Genomic DNA, 14,461 nt, shown 5'->3' with positions numbered 1-14,461 from the left:
GGCCCGCTTTAAACAGTAATACTGACCCTTTTGTTAGCTAAGCGTCCGTCCTTTCGTTGTCCAATGCACTGTACATTAATATTGTTTACTCAACAGGAACATTAGTCATGGAAGGCACTCGAGTATCACCCTCTCACTCCACAGGCTCTGGCAGCGGTATCAGCAGTCCAGCTCCGTCAGCATCGACAAGCGGCATTCAGGTCGTCCAACCCAGCCACCAGCTGTCAACAGAACAACAGCAAAGAAAAAGGCACCACTCAGAGGGTTCCGAGCATCATGGAGTAAGAAAAACACGTCGACTCACCAAACCAGAAGAACGATTAACCAAAACACCGGACATTCACGAGCAAGCGGTGAGAAAGCTGCTCAGTGATAAAGACTTTTCGAGCAAACTTACCGAACCGATGTTAAGGCTATTCAATGAGTTAGTAGATATTATGTTTAACGAGGAAGAAAGGTACAATTTTCTAACAGGAGAACATAAAACTTGCACCCGGTTCACCGAGATCGCTGATTCGCTTGATTCAAAACACTTTACAGGCACAACCAAACCAGAGCAAGCAGCCATGCAATTTCTCGACAAGCTATTTGAGCAAGTATTTGGTATTGACTGGAAAGAGATCTGGAAATACATCCCTGAAATCAAAAAAGAAAAAAGCAATATCTCTTACACTCCACCCGCTTTTATGGCAAACACAAAATCAGGCAATAAAACGTTAGTTTCAATTTACAACACTTACTATCAATTCATCCACAGAGCGAGAAACAAATCCCTTTTAGAATTCAAACTAAGAGAACCTGAATGTTTTAGATTACTTGCATCACTAGCTATAGACAGTAAAGAAAACTTTAGAGAGCTGCTCCCAATGTTAACTAAAACTCAGAAATGGGTTCTTATAGAGTGGTTTGATTCAGTCAGCTATCATACTAAAGACACTACATTAAAATGGAAACACATGACTCCTGATTCAAAAACAGAAAAACCGTCTTTTGACGTGGAGAAGTCGGAGGAATCAAGTGATGATGAGTCTGAAGAACAGCAAGTTTTAAGTACGTTTGCTTCAATGGAAAGTTCGTTAAAAAAAATACGGGCAATGTCAGAATACGACCTATTCGTACCGATTCCTCTTAAAGAAATCCACGGATCACTCAAAGCGGCAAAAACAGCTTTAGTCGATCTCGATGCAATTGAAGAATATCTTCACAAGAAGAAAGAAGCATTATATGACGATCGAAAGCTTGATTCCAGCATCAAAGACTGCGTTGACATCTACAAAGAGTTGCATAAATTTTATCAGGGCATGGACGTAAGCATGGGCCAAGTACCCGAACTCAGCAAAGACACTAAACCTGGTAATTATCCAAGTAAAAATTCACGAACACATACAGCACCTATGTGGATATCATTGGTTCAGCTGGACACATTATTAGAAGGTTTAGAGTATCTTTATGCGCACTCTAGGCAATTAAACAAAGATCAGTCTAGTAGGGCTATAGATTCTGATTAATCAGAAACAACAGCCCCCTGGCTCTGCCTAATCAAATTAATGACCTTATTTTGTTCCCTTATGCCGTTGAAGGTACAGCTGATGCGCATCAATACTCTATAGGCTTACCTCTGCCTTGAGGTAGGTCATTTATGACACAGGTCATGATTCTTCCCCCGATTTATCTTATGATGCCCTCACTTTGCAATGGTGCCGTAAAGAGACGGAAATTTCGTGTAACTTTCGGCCCGGCGCGCGAGCATGCTCAAGCAGACTCAGCGCATCGGAGGGAACGGGGTGAAACACCCCGGCTGTACCCGCAACTGTAACAGGCGAGCCAACACTCATTCTGTGCCACTGGACTCAAGGTCCGGGAAGGCGAGTGAAGGCAACGACCCTGGAGCCAGGAAACCTGCCCAGCAAAACCAACGGAACAGACCGAACGTCAGTTCAGTCTGTGTGATACCGGGCGGGTTTACCTGGTTGTTGAAATCATTCTCTGATTTCCTGCCTTGCAGGCGGGACAGTCATGCGACCACCGATCGCGGCTGCCCCACGCCTGACCAAACGACTCCCGCCTTATAGAAGCTGTGGTGCACCCAACGGTGACACCGGGAGTTGGCGACATGAAGCGAATCCTGCTGTCTATTCTGATGCTACTGGCCATCCCTGCCTGGGGTGCGGCTGTCTGTGAGCAAGACGCCACCGGTCAGTCCGTCTGCCTGGATAAGCCGGCCCGCCGCATTGTCAGCCTTGCGCCCAATATCACCGAACTGCTGTTTGCCGCCGGTGCCGGTACCCATATTGCCGGTGTCGACAGTTACAGCACCTACCCGGCCGCCGCCAACGAGATCACTACCATCGGTGGTTTTCCCAATATCAGCGTAGAAGCCCTGCTGGCACTTCAGCCTGACCTGGTGGTGGTCTGGGCCGGTGTGACCGCACCACAACTGAGCGAGAAGATTGAATCCCTGGGTATCCGGGTATTCCATCTCGGTCAGGCCACCATTCCCGATGTGGCAACGTCCATCCGCACCCTGGGCCGACTGGCCGGGACGGAAACGGTCGCCAAGCGCAATGCGGATGCGTTCCTGACCCGCTACGAAGCCCTGCATGACCGCTACGCAGACCGGACACCGGTCAGTGTTTTCTTCGAGATCTGGCATGCGCCCCTGCGCACTGTCGGTGGACGGCACCTCACCAGCCAGGCCATCGCCCTGTGTGGCGGCAATAATGTCTTTGCTGACCAGAAGGTCAATGTACCCGCTGTCGGCATCGAATCACTGCTGGCCCGCAACCCGGACGTTATCGTCAGTACCGACCGTGTCGGCAATGACCAGGACATCCACCAGCGCTGGCAGAAATTGACGGTGCTGGAGGCCGTACGTGAGCAACAGCTGATCACCCTGCCGGACAAACTGATCTCATTGCCGACACCCCGGATGCTCGACGGCGCCGAGATGCTCTGCGAGCAACTGCAGGCGATACGGGACAGTCACCAGCCCCCAAAGCAACTGATCGCCGGACACACTGAATAACCGGCGGCATTACAACCGTTTTGACACGAACACAATCCGACTTCACAAGGTATAAGAGAATGACCAAGCCTTCTGCTCTGGCGCTGTTGCCGCTTGCCATCATGGCTGCCAATGTGCACGCCGAAGATGTCTATGAAATGGATAACGTAGTGGTCACCGCTTCGCGTACGGCCCAGACCATTGATGAAACGCTGGCACCGGTCACGGTGATCAGCCGCAAGGACATTGAACAGAGCCAGGCGTCCAGCGTACCCGAGCTGCTCAAGCGTGTACCCGGTATGCAGGTTGCCACCACCGGCGGTGCCGGCAGTACCACCAGCATTTATCTGCGCGGCACAAAAACCGCCCAGACGCTGGTACTGCTTGATGGCCACCGCATTGACTCCGCTACCAGCGGCAGCGCATCACTGCAACACATTAACCCCGATATGATCGAACGGATCGAAGTGGTTCGTGGCCCACGTTCCAGCCTGTATGGCGCGGATGCGGTGGGTGGTGTCATCCAGATTTTTACCCGTAAAGGGCATGCAGACCCACGTCTATCACTCAAGGTTGGCGCAGGAAGCCGCGGCACCAGCGAATACGGCGTCAATTATGGCGGTAATGTTGAAGGAACCCGCTTCAATATCGGCGGTAAGCTGTTCGAAACCAATGGCTACGACAATACTGCCATCAAAACCGGTTATGCTGGTGATGACGACGCATACAGAAACAAATCCTTCACAGCCAGCGTTTCCCACACATTCGACAACCAGATTGAAGCCGGTTTTAACCTGCTGCACTCCGAAGGAAAGAATGAGTACGACAACACTTGGAATACGGACGTCCGCCCCTATGACGAGTTCCGTTTTTCTACTGTAAATGCCTTCCTGAACCTCCCAGTTACAGATAGCTGGACTACGCGTATCAATACCGGTTACAGCAATGAACTGGGTGAAAACTTCCAGAAAATGCCGAATGGTACACATACTAAAAATGGTTCCATCAAGTCCATGCGAAATACGGCCAGCTGGCTGAATGATGTTGCCTGGGCAGACAACCAGCTCCTGACGACAGGCATTGACTACACCAATGACCGTATCGATACCAAGCCGACAAGCTACTCTGTGAATTCCCGCTACAACAAGGCCGTTTTCGTTCAAAACCAGTCTTCATTTGAAAACAGCGATCTGCAGGTAGGTCTGCGTCGAGACAAGAATGAGGCCTTCGGCTACAAGACAACCGGCAATATTAGCTGGGGAGTCAATTTATCGGATGATTACCGTCTGATCTCTTCTTATGGCACCGCTTTCCGGGCCCCCTCCATGATGGATCTGTATTATCCGGGCAGTGAGAACCCTGATCTGAAACCAGAAAAATCCAAGAATGCCGAGATTGAGCTGCGAGGCATAATCAACGACACCAGCCACTGGAGTGTTACTGCATTCCAGAATGATATGGATGACATGCTGATCTGGTTCTCAACCGGCCCCATGACGGGATACATGGAGAATGTCGAAAAAGCGCGCATTCGTGGTATCGAAGCCAGCTTAACGACTCAGTTAGCGGCGTGGGATATTACGGCATCGGCCACCTATCTTGACCCCAAAAACCTGTCAGATGATCCAAAGGTAAAAGATAAGGTTCTGCAGCGTCGTGCCCGTCAATTGTTCAGCCTGGATGCAGATCGTACATTCGGCCGGTTCTCTTTCGGCGGTACGCTCCGGGCCCAGGGGAAGAGCTATGATGATGTCGAAAACCACGATCGTTTAAGTGGTTTTGCTACCGTTGATCTGCGTACCAGCTACCGCTTCACGCCGGCAGTAAAAGGTGAATTGAAACTGGTCAACCTGATGGATAAGGAATATCAGACAACCAAGAGCTATGAAGGCGAACCCCGCGGCGTCTTCGTCTCCATGACCTGGACACCTGAAATCTAAACAGCGCCCTTCATGCAGGAAGCATGATCCTAAGCGACAAGGATGTCGGAACGCGCTGGAGACTCAACGCAGACAACCTGTGCAATTAATCACAGGTTGTCTCTCCCCGTTATCATTACTCGCATTCATCCCTGCAATGTCCGATTACCGCTGTGCACATTCCTACTTAACCCGGTTTTCCATCAACCCGTTTCTGCAACAGCATATCGCCGTAGAAAATGAGGAACGTGCCATAAGCAAGAATCCACAAAAGAATGGATATGAAATAAAAACCGATCCGCAGGTCAGGGACCAGTTCAGGCAATACACTTCGCACTAGTGCTGAGAAAACCGGTAAACCCAGTGCAAAACCCACGCCCCTGTCCGGTAATTGCAGAGGGCGGCCTGTATGACCCAAGGTCACCCGGCAGATCATGGCCAGAATCAATCCCCCCATACCGCCTATCGCCAGTATGTGAAGTGCAATCGCATCGTCCCAGCCAGTGAGTGGCGTCAGCGCAAGAAGCAACAATCCCAATACGATACAGGCGTAGGACAGATGCAATGACCACAGTAATGGCTCCCGCAACGTAAGCCAGGGTTTCCAGCGCAAAACACGCCATGCATTGGCTGCACTGGCAATCAAAAGCAGTGCCACAACCCATCCTGTATTAACAGGTACCAGGCTCACTTTGGCCAGCACCACCAACCCGGTTGGAACCAGTGCCGCCAGCTCCAACCAGCGTAACCGCTCCGGTTGAGGGAAGCCGAGACGAACCGACGTAAAGAACGGAATCACTCGTCCACCCAGCACCAGCATCAAGACAGTGATCAACAGCAGACCACTGCCTGCAGCCTGTATGGCAAGGGAATGGTCAGCCTGAAACGCTGCATAGTGCATCTGACCATTGATAGCCGTCATCAATAACAACAGTGGTACAAAGAGCAGGTTGCGCCATCCTTTTGCCTTTATGACAGGTCGAGCCAGCATCACGGCTGACAGTGGTAACCATATGACATCCACTATTGTCAGCCAAATGGTTGGTTCCCGAATCAGCAGCATTCCCAGGCGCGCAGTCAACCAGAGTAAAAATAAGCAAGCCAGTTGCCAGCCCCGCACGCCGGGGATGCCTGTCCACGTTTGTACGGCAGTCAGCAGGAAACCCACAATAATGGCACCGCCAAAACCAAACAGCATTTCATGGGTGTGCCACCAGAAAGGGTTGGTATAGAAAGCCATCGGCCAGCCTCCCAGCAAAAAGCTGCCCCAGGCCGACAACGCAACGATAGAAAACAATGCCCCGCCAAAAAAGAACGGACGAAAGGCCAGGCGAAAGAAAGGAAGGATGCGATTTTCTTTTTCCTTGTCAGTTATTTGCATAGAAACAATCCTTATCAGCACATGTCGGGATGATTCTGTGCATGCTCTGCAGCCAAGCGTATGACGTAACCGACTTTTATTACGCCCGGTCCGAGAATCGTCATCATGTGCGACAGTATCTGCACTGCCATGCCAAGCCCCAAGGGCGCTACCAGTATGTACGCGCCCAGAATTCCAGCCACCGTGGCGATAACACCGCCTGATAACAATACTTCACTGAGTAAACGATATTTACCGATTTGTTCAGTCATTACACACCTCCTGACTGGCAGTCGCTTTGATAATCTGGTTTTCCATATTGCGGGCAATGCCTCTGGCCCAGTGTTTGCTCTTTTCAGCAAGGGATCCCTGAAACAATTCATCGACGGATTGGTCGAATAGCGTCAACCATCGCTGCATATGGGACGGTTGATAGGCAACTTGTCCAAACAATCGCAAATGGGGTGCAAGGGCATTACGGCGATACCTGCCCGATCGCAACAACAAGGCCGACCAGAAGGTGGTCATGACATCCAGATGCGTATGCCAATCCACGCAGGCGACATCATTAAACAGGGGGGCAAGCACTGAATCCCGGCGAACACGTCCGTAAAAGGTATCCACCAGCCTGCGTATATCCTTAACGTCAGCAATATCTGCCATATTGACCACCCCGGCTCACTGTCTTTCTTTAACCATTGCAGTGGTCATGCCATATACAAAAAAGCTTATAAATTCAGTGTGTTACACAGGCTCAGGCTATACAGAAAGGGTAAAAGAGTCATTTAGATAACTTTAAGAGTCCATAAGACTACACATTGGTGTAGTCATTAAGACTATAAACCTCAATAACCTACTGTTTTATAAGTACTATTTTTATGGCACGACCCCTGCTATGTATCAGACAAGTCACACCGAAAAAAGGTCAATGGAAAATGAAAAACACGTTGCCAGCCGGTCGCAGGCTTAGGGAAAGCTATATATGAAAGTGTCAGGCATAACTCCCGGGCTGGCAGCAAAGCTATTGGTTGTTATCTGCCTGCTCTGGTGTGGCATGGTGCTGGGTATTTCGTTTCTGGCGACGCCGGTTAAGTTTCATGCACCGACACTTTCACTGGCTGTGGGTGTCGATGTCGGGCGCACCGTGTTTGATGCTTTCAACCTTTTTCAATTGGGCTGTCTGCTATTGGCCATTGGTATCGCCCAAAAGAGCCGTGGTCCTGCATCGATCGTTGTATTGCTTTTTATCCTGACAGCGAGTCAGCTGACACAATCCTTCTGGTTGTTCCCTGCATTATATGAACAGGCCAGCCAGCTGATAGCGGGTAACCGATCTGCTGCTCTTCATTTGCATCTACTATTTGGCATTCTCGAGCTGGGTAAAGTCTTGGTTCTCTCATCAATTGCCTGGCTCAGCCTTGGTGTTGCAACGGCACCCGCTTATATGAAGAAACAATGAGACGGGGCTCTTCGGTGCGAGCTTATCGTCCCTTAAGCCCAAGCCTCCGTGCCAGCCGATGCAGGTTGGCACGGTCAACCTGCAGGATTCTGGCAATAGCCGCCCAGTTTCCACCCTGTTGTTTCAATAGATGGCGAATCAACGTTCGCTGGTAGTTATCCAGTAAAACTTTTAACGGTGCATCCCCTTCAGGTAAGGCAACAGATTTTGACGCTGTCGATAACATCCCCAGCGTATCGCTTTTCCCTTCGAATGAGTGCATCTGCATATCAAAGTCTTCAGGTTCAACAGTCACAAAACCATCACCCGCCTTGCCACGATCCATTCGAACGACACTACGTGCTTTCAAGGCTGCCCGACTGACGGCATGCTCCAGCTCACGCACATTCCCCGGCCAGGCATAGGTTTGCAGAAGGGCATTACAGGCTTCTGATAATCTCAGACAATCTAACCCCAGTCTCGCCCTGTTGAGCTCCAGAAAATAGCCGGAAAGCAGCAGCACATCCTGCGCTCTCTCTCTAAGAGGTGGCACATGAATAGGGTAAACACTGAGTCGGTGATAAAGGTCAGCGCGAAACTTGCCTTCCTTGACTTCGACGGCCAGATCCCTGTTCGTCGCGGCAATGATTCGCACATCGACTTTTATCTGCTGATCACTACCCACTCGCTGAATTTCGCCATTCTGTAACACTCGCAGCAATTTGACCTGCTCAGACAGTGGCAACTCGCCAACCTCATCCAGGAACAGTGTTCCATGATTGGCAATTTCAAATTTGCCTTTTCGATCTTTGACTGCACCGGTGAAGGCACCCCGGGTATGACCAAACAATTCACTTTCAATGATGTTCCCTGGCAGCGCGGCACAATTGATATGAATCATCGGCGCATGACGCCGGTGAGACTGCTTATGTATGGCACCTGCCACCAGCTCCTTGCCCGTACCCGTTTCTCCCAGCACCAATACAGAAAGGTCAGAACCGGCAACCACTTTTATTTCTTCCTGAAGGCTCTGCATGGCGGTACTTTGCCCAATCATCTCGACAACCTGGTCTGCAATCAGGCTCTGGCTGACCGCCTGTTCCTGCTCGACCCTGACTTCCAGACGGTTAATCAGGCTGACCATTCTCACTGTCGCATTACTCATTGCGATAGCTGTACGAAATGCTTCGGGGGCCATGGACTTCATGGAACCCGCTTCCAGCGCATCGAGGGTCAATAACCCCCAGGGTGCGTTATCCAGCATCAACCTTGTACCGACGCAATCATGAACTTTTAACGAACCCTGATGCCCTGTCACCAGACCATCAAATGGATCTGGCAGTTCGGAATCATGGGGAAATTGTACAGGGGTGTCGCTATCGATAATCCGCTGTAACCGGGGATGCTCACTGACAGGAAACCGGCGCCCAAGGGTGTCGGGCGACAAGCCAACAATGGCAACCGGCCTGAGAACCTGTCCTTCCAGCTGCATCAGGCTGGCGGCATCACAGGGAAATAGATGCGCCAGATGTTCCAGCAGACACTGATAACGTGCTTCCGGTGTCATATCATCAGAAAGGTTTTCAATAATATGAACCAGATGAGCCAGCGTTTCATCGTAACTGATCGACATGCGCCCCCCTCCGCATCGGTCGTCGGTACAGCTTATCGCTCATCGAACATTTCCCCAAATACCTGCGGTATTCAGCCGAGCATCGGGGTGGGAATATATCGCTCGCAAGACACAATTCTCCTATTAATCACCAAAAGCTTGCTTTAGGTTATGCTCATGGAAACGGGCGCAAATCGCATAATGATCCCGATCATTTACCCGACGCAGTGTTCTGATAGACTCCCCATTTTTGCACTCAATCATGTCTTCGTCTGGAATGCGGGTATCAATGTACGTGAAACCTGACCTCCACACCGCCTGGTAAGCCTATATCTGCATCTAAGGATTCCACCATGCCTCTGAAGTACTCCGGCAATATCCGGGAACTCTGTTATCCCTTCATTTATGAAGAATCCGCCCTGTGTGACTACGAGATCCTGACCGATGAACTCTGCACCCTGGTGGGTTGTGCGATCACGGAGCTGGAATCGGATCCCGAAAACCGTTTTTTCGATATCCTCGAGTTCCTCAATGAACTGCAGCCCAAGATGTTCCACCTGAATGGTTCCATCCGGGGCAAGGGCAGTATCCACGAAGAAGACATCCAGCGGCTGGATGCCTGGTTTGACCGGTTTGAGGAAGAGATTGGCGGCCGTATTCAGAGCTTCGTTCTGCCCCGCGGTCCCCGTTCCGTGCAGCTGATTCACTCATGCCGCAGTCTCTGCAAAAAAGTAGTGCGTTGTCTGGTGAAGATTGATGCGGAAGGCCGGGAAGTGCCTGATGTGCTGCACCGCTATGGCAACATGCTGTGCAACTTGCTGTTCCGGGTGACGGTGGTGATCAATGGTCGTCTGGGGATAACTGAACCGGAGTATGTCAGCCCAAACTATCCACAACGTCCACCGAAGAAGAAACGCTCCTGACCTCAACTATGGGTTGGTGATTCTGCCCAAAAAGTTATTCACAAGCGGCGGTTATCCCAGTCGCCAGGCGGCCCCCGGCTGTTGTGGATAGCGTAGGCCTGACCGGTGTGGATATAAATATCCATCGTGCTCAAGGTGACATGCCGAGTCATGAACGGAATTTTGATTGCCGTGCCTGGCGGAGGAAATTCCGTTGTCATGCTGAGCTGTGGATTGGCCTTGATGATCCGCTCTCGCCAGGCTTGTGGATAACTCCCATGGCGCTTCGCCAGCCCTGCGGCCAGCTTATCCAGAGAATCTGTACCGATAACTTTATAGGTAATCCAGGATGATGGCTGTTTCTGCCCGACCAGGGCATGACCGGATACGGGTTTATCCACAGCAGTCAAAATTGCCATGCGATCATCCGGCTTGATGACTTGTTCATCGGGAAGCGGGATTTCAAAGGTTTGTGATTTGTTCTCGTTCTGATTTTCCTCGTCAGAGAGCGCCGCTGCCAATACGGGTTGTGCCGGCTCTGTCGTCGTCGGTTTATTCACAGGCTCGGCTTTCGGCATCACCGCAGCAATCGCTTCCGGCGAGAAGTGCGGGTCATAGGTGATCTCATCCGTGACCGATGCAAAGGCCAGCGCCCGACTGCCCGGCCGACGCTGCTCATTATGCCTGACCAGTTTCAGTGTCTGGTCCAGCTTGCCGACCGTCTTGATTTTTTTCCTGAACAGCAGGCCCAGCGTATCATCGGACAAGGCAGGGAGTTCCACACTGCGCCCATACATTGCCTTGCTGGATTTCCTGAAATCAAACTGGCTTGCTGCGACCTGTTGATGATTGGCTCCTGCCGCATCCGGCATCCAGATATCCACTTCCTTGAGCATGGCGATTTCGGTCGGCATCACCAGCATCAGGAAACGCAGGTTTTCCTGGGTGACCGGCTGGGTACTGCTTAAACGGATAATCACCCGACCATCGGATTCACGATGCCAGGTTGTTCTGATATCAGCATTAAAGAACTGGTGGGGAATGTTGTAACGCTGATGATCCAGCGGTGAAGCAACATCCACAATGAAAGGGCTTTCGGGATCAGCCAGGCCTGAAACTTCTATCTCGGCACGTAATGGCTCATTCAATCCGGAGAGTAATTTAACCGCGGAGAATTCTATTGCATGGGCGGGGACTGAAATCAGAAACAATACGAATACTGCAAGGACAAGACCCCACGGTCTCATCCCTGACCCGGAAACAAGCTTTGTTTCGAGCGCAGTAATGCCAGTATTCATACCTTTCAGAATAGCAATCCAAACGCTCTAAAATCCTATTTATCCAATAAATTCATAGAGTTAATTGTCATCTTGCGACAGAGTACTGTTATTTTTGAAGACCCTTGGGATCAATGGAAAAATAACCACCAGTTATCTGACACTACATAAGGTGTGAATGATTCTGTGCAATGACCTGCATTCCTAGTAATTATTTTGAAGACAGACGCCTGTTGATTTATCCCCAACTATTCACATCCGCACCTGATTTCTTCGAAAACCACTAATTCTGTGAAGCCAAAGCTGAAAGAAGCATTGCCGTTTATTTTTTATTCACAGCCTCATTGCATCAAAATCATCAACAGTTTAATTATTCACAGGGCATGTTAACCACAGGAAAACGATACACAGGCCACTTAATCACAGGAAAACTATCCACATTGCCTTTACGCACAGCTTGAACACCGTTCACGAAGTCATCGACAGCTTATACAGTTCAGCACCGGGTTCACCGGGCGATTTTCCGAAAATCCGGAACTGACTTGTTATTGACGGAAATGCGAACAAAAATACGCCAGAATAGTTATTACGCGGGTTTTATGGGGTTCTGACCGTATCCGTTTTACGGCAGATCTCGCACAAAACCACCTAAAACGGTACCCTGAACAAAACAATAATGAGCCCATAGATGATGGAAAACGCCTGCCTCATGCACCATGACGAGACAGCAGCCAGACTCCGACGCCGCCTTCTGCAGCGGTTGTCGCCTCTGATGGGCGTTCTATTGATGGCCGTCGCCGTGCTGAGCGGCTGTTCCGATACGTGGAACGATCCCCACGCCCCGGAACCCGAAGACAAGGTCACCTATTACGCCAGCTACTCCAACCAACCCCGCCATCTGGACCCGGTTCGCGCCTACAGCGCCGAGGAAGGGCTCTTTCTCGAACAGATTTACGAACCGCCACTGCAATACCACTTTCTGAAACGGCCTTATGAACTGATCACCGCGACCGCCAACGAAATGCCGACGGTGACCTACCTGGATGAGAATCGTCAACCGCTTGGCAGTGATGCCGAATCGCCTGCCTACAGTGTCTTTACCGTCAAGATTCAGTCGGGTATCCGGTATCAACCCCATCCGGCGCTGGCCAAAGCCGGAGGCCATCCGCTGTATTTCTTTGAACACGCCAGTGAATCGGCAGAATACGGTTCCCTCAATGATTTTGCCGAAACCGGCAGCCGTGAACTGCTCGCGGACGATTACATTTACGCCATTAAACGAATGGGTGACCCAGCTAACAAATCACCGCTGATTGGTTTTATGGCGGATTACATCGTCGGTCTGACAGCCTTCACACAAACCATTGCTGAAACGAGAAAATCTGAAAACGTACCGCTATGGCTTGATCTTCGCCAATATGACATGAAGGGTCTCGAACAGATTGATGACCACACATTCGCTATCACCATCAACGGCAAATACCCCCAATTCCGCTACTGGCTGGCAACACGTTTTTTCTCCCCGATTCCCTGGGAAGCCGATCGCTTCTATCACAACCCCGGCTTCAAGGAACGCAACCTGACCCTGGACTGGCACCCCATCGGCACCGGGCCGTTCATGATGGCGGAGAATGACCCCAACCGTAAGATTGTGCTGGTCCGCAATCCCAACTTCCGGGAGGAGTTTTACCCTAACGAAGGCGTTCCTGGCGACCAGGAAAAGGGGCTGCTGACTGATGCAGGACAACCACTCCCGATGATTGACCAGGCGGTTTTCGTCAATGAGAAAGCCTCGATACCCCAGTGGAAGAAATTCCTGCAGGGTTACTACGACCGCTCCGGCGACGAAAGCAGCAATATCAACTCCGCCACCTTTGACCAGGCCTTTAATACCGGCCCGGACGGCATGTCCCTGTCAGCAGAGCTGATCAACCATGGCGTCAGGGTCGATGAGGAAATTCGTCCCTCACTCTATTACACCGGCTTCAACATGCTCGATCCGGTGGTGGGTGGCTACAGTGAAAAGCAACGTAAGCTGCGCCGCGCCATTTCCATCGCCTGGGATGACCAGGAATTCATCGATATCTTCTACAACGGACTGGGACAACAGGCCCAAAGCCCAATACCTCCAGGTCTCTTTGGCGCCAAAGAAGGCCGGGAAGGCATTAACCCCCTGATCTTTGACTGGGATGAGCAGCGTAACCGGCCCGTCCGGAAATCCATCAAGCACGCGAAAAAACTGCTGGCTGAAGCCGGCTATCCGGGTGGCCGGGATGCCGTTACCGGCAAACCGCTGGTACTTTACCTGGATACCGCCGGAAGTGATTCCGGTCCCGGCGCCGACTGGATGCGCAAGCAACTCGACAAACTGGGCATCCAGCTTGAGTTCCGTCCCACCGATTACACCCGCTTCAAGGAGAAGATGCGCCAGGGCAATACCCAGATCTTCCGCTGGGGCTGGCTGGCAGACTACCCGGATCCGGAAAACTTCCTGTTCATGCTCGACAGCCACCAGGGCGCTCAGAAGTGCAAATGCGATGGGGTCAATACAGCCAACTACGACAACCCGGAGTATGACCGCCTCTTCGACCGCATGAAAACCATGGATAACAGCCCCGAACGTGCCGCCATCATCGATAAAATGGTCAACATCGTTCGTAGGGACAACCCCTGGATCATGGGCTTTCACGTCAAGGATTACTACCTCAGCAACGCCTGGGTGCACAACACCAAACGCCACGGCATCAGCCTGGGCACGCTCAAGTATGTACGCGTGGAACCCGCACAGCGCGCAGAAAAACAACTGGCCTGGAACCGCCCGATCCTGACACCACTGCTGATCACCCTGGGCATTGTGATTGCGCTGGTGATCCCGGCGGTTCGCGCCTACCGCCGCCGGCAGCACAGTACGGTTGTCGGAGGTCGCCCGGAATGAGTCTTACATACCCA

General features: G+C 51.2%; 11 protein-coding genes and 1 riboswitch. Of the genes, 6 read left to right on the top strand and 5 right to left on the bottom strand.

Annotated elements, in window-relative coordinates; all coding sequences use genetic code 11:
- Positions 1–107: 107 nt before the first annotated feature.
- The 3 genes from KHS78_RS02965 to KHS78_RS02955 all read left to right on the top strand — a co-directional run bounded on the left by KHS78_RS02965 (position 108) and on the right by KHS78_RS02955 (position 4,944).
- Entirely contained in the window at positions 108–1,508 is a 1,401-nt protein-coding gene (locus tag KHS78_RS02965; RefSeq protein ID WP_211824978.1) for a hypothetical protein, read from the top strand.
- 211 nt (positions 1,509–1,719) lie between these two features.
- Positions 1,720–1,921: riboswitch (cobalamin riboswitch) on the top strand.
- Between the two features lie 192 nt (positions 1,922–2,113).
- Positions 2,114–3,025, top strand: a complete 912-nt coding sequence (locus KHS78_RS02960; protein WP_211824976.1) for a cobalamin-binding protein — start codon at positions 2,114–2,116, stop codon at positions 3,023–3,025.
- Between the two features lie 59 nt (positions 3,026–3,084).
- Positions 3,085–4,944, top strand: coding sequence for a TonB-dependent receptor domain-containing protein (locus KHS78_RS02955; RefSeq protein WP_211824974.1), 1,860 nt, complete (start codon positions 3,085–3,087; stop codon positions 4,942–4,944).
- Between the two features lie 166 nt (positions 4,945–5,110).
- On the opposite strand, the gene KHS78_RS02950 is transcribed toward KHS78_RS02955, so the two are convergent.
- From KHS78_RS02950 to KHS78_RS02940, 3 genes are read right to left on the bottom strand one after another with little or no spacing between them, the layout of a single operon-like run.
- Positions 5,111–6,304 (bottom strand): NnrS family protein, encoded by a 1,194-nt coding sequence (locus KHS78_RS02950; RefSeq protein WP_211824972.1) that lies wholly within the window; start codon positions 6,302–6,304, stop codon positions 5,111–5,113.
- 14 nt (positions 6,305–6,318) lie between these two features.
- On the bottom strand, positions 6,319–6,555 hold the full coding sequence (locus tag KHS78_RS02945) for a transmembrane sensor/regulator PpyR (protein WP_211824970.1): 237 nt from the start codon (positions 6,553–6,555) through the stop codon (positions 6,319–6,321).
- Positions 6,548–6,946: a group III truncated hemoglobin gene (locus tag KHS78_RS02940; RefSeq protein ID WP_211824968.1), complete on the bottom strand. Its 399-nt coding sequence runs from the start codon at positions 6,944–6,946 to the stop codon at positions 6,548–6,550. Before KHS78_RS02940 ends, KHS78_RS02945 begins: the two co-directional genes overlap by 8 nt.
- A 319-nt stretch (positions 6,947–7,265) precedes the next feature.
- On the opposite strand from KHS78_RS02940, the gene KHS78_RS02935 reads away from it, so the two are divergent.
- Positions 7,266–7,742, top strand: a complete 477-nt coding sequence (locus KHS78_RS02935; protein WP_211824966.1) for a hypothetical protein — start codon at positions 7,266–7,268, stop codon at positions 7,740–7,742.
- A 22-nt stretch (positions 7,743–7,764) separates the two neighbouring features.
- Here KHS78_RS02935 and norR read toward each other — a convergent pair whose 3' ends face one another.
- Entirely contained in the window at positions 7,765–9,354 is a 1,590-nt protein-coding gene (gene norR, locus KHS78_RS02930; protein ID WP_246506042.1) for a nitric oxide reductase transcriptional regulator NorR, read from the bottom strand.
- Positions 9,355–9,686: 332 nt separating this feature from the next.
- Between norR and KHS78_RS02925 the strand changes: the two genes are divergently transcribed.
- On the top strand, positions 9,687–10,256 hold the full coding sequence (locus tag KHS78_RS02925; protein ID WP_211824964.1) for an ATP:cob(I)alamin adenosyltransferase: 570 nt from the start codon (positions 9,687–9,689) through the stop codon (positions 10,254–10,256).
- Positions 10,257–10,294: 38 nt separating this feature from the next.
- Here KHS78_RS02925 and KHS78_RS02920 read toward each other — a convergent pair whose 3' ends face one another.
- The gene (locus tag KHS78_RS02920) at positions 10,295–11,446 is read right to left on the bottom strand and encodes a type IV pilus assembly protein FimV (protein ID WP_211824963.1); all 1,152 of its coding nucleotides are present in this window, start codon (positions 11,444–11,446) and stop codon (positions 10,295–10,297) included.
- Positions 11,447–12,200: 754 nt separating this feature from the next.
- Between KHS78_RS02920 and KHS78_RS02915 the strand changes: the two genes are divergently transcribed.
- Complete coding sequence (locus KHS78_RS02915; RefSeq protein WP_246506040.1) at positions 12,201–14,447, top strand: ABC transporter substrate-binding protein; 2,247 nt, start codon at positions 12,201–12,203, stop codon at positions 14,445–14,447.
- The last annotated feature ends 14 nt before the right edge of the window (positions 14,448–14,461 follow it).

The organism is Kistimonas asteriae (genome assembly GCF_018263925.1).
In the GTDB taxonomy this organism is placed as follows: Bacteria; Pseudomonadota; Gammaproteobacteria; order Pseudomonadales; family Endozoicomonadaceae; genus Kistimonas; species Kistimonas asteriae.
This window is presented reverse-complemented; position numbering and strand designations above follow the sequence as displayed.

Bases quoted from the DNA above. Each gene is read 5' to 3' on its own strand.
- KHS78_RS02965 (WP_211824978.1), top strand. From the start codon at position 108: ATGGAAGGCACTCGAGTATCACCCTCTCACTCCACAGGCTCTGGCAGC.
- KHS78_RS02960 (WP_211824976.1), top strand. From the start codon at position 2,114: ATGAAGCGAATCCTGCTGTCTATTCTGATGCTACTGGCCATCCCTGCC.
- KHS78_RS02955 (WP_211824974.1), top strand. From the start codon at position 3,085: ATGACCAAGCCTTCTGCTCTGGCGCTGTTGCCGCTTGCCATCATGGCT.
- KHS78_RS02950 (WP_211824972.1), bottom strand. From the start codon at position 6,304: ATGCAAATAACTGACAAGGAAAAAGAAAATCGCATCCTTCCTTTCTTT.
- KHS78_RS02945 (WP_211824970.1), bottom strand. From the start codon at position 6,555: ATGACTGAACAAATCGGTAAATATCGTTTACTCAGTGAAGTATTGTTA.
- KHS78_RS02940 (WP_211824968.1), bottom strand. From the start codon at position 6,946: ATGGCAGATATTGCTGACGTTAAGGATATACGCAGGCTGGTGGATACC.
- KHS78_RS02935 (WP_211824966.1), top strand. From the start codon at position 7,266: ATGAAAGTGTCAGGCATAACTCCCGGGCTGGCAGCAAAGCTATTGGTT.
- norR (WP_246506042.1), bottom strand. From the start codon at position 9,354: ATGTCGATCAGTTACGATGAAACGCTGGCTCATCTGGTTCATATTATT.
- KHS78_RS02925 (WP_211824964.1), top strand. From the start codon at position 9,687: ATGCCTCTGAAGTACTCCGGCAATATCCGGGAACTCTGTTATCCCTTC.
- KHS78_RS02915 (WP_246506040.1), top strand. From the start codon at position 12,201: ATGATGGAAAACGCCTGCCTCATGCACCATGACGAGACAGCAGCCAGA.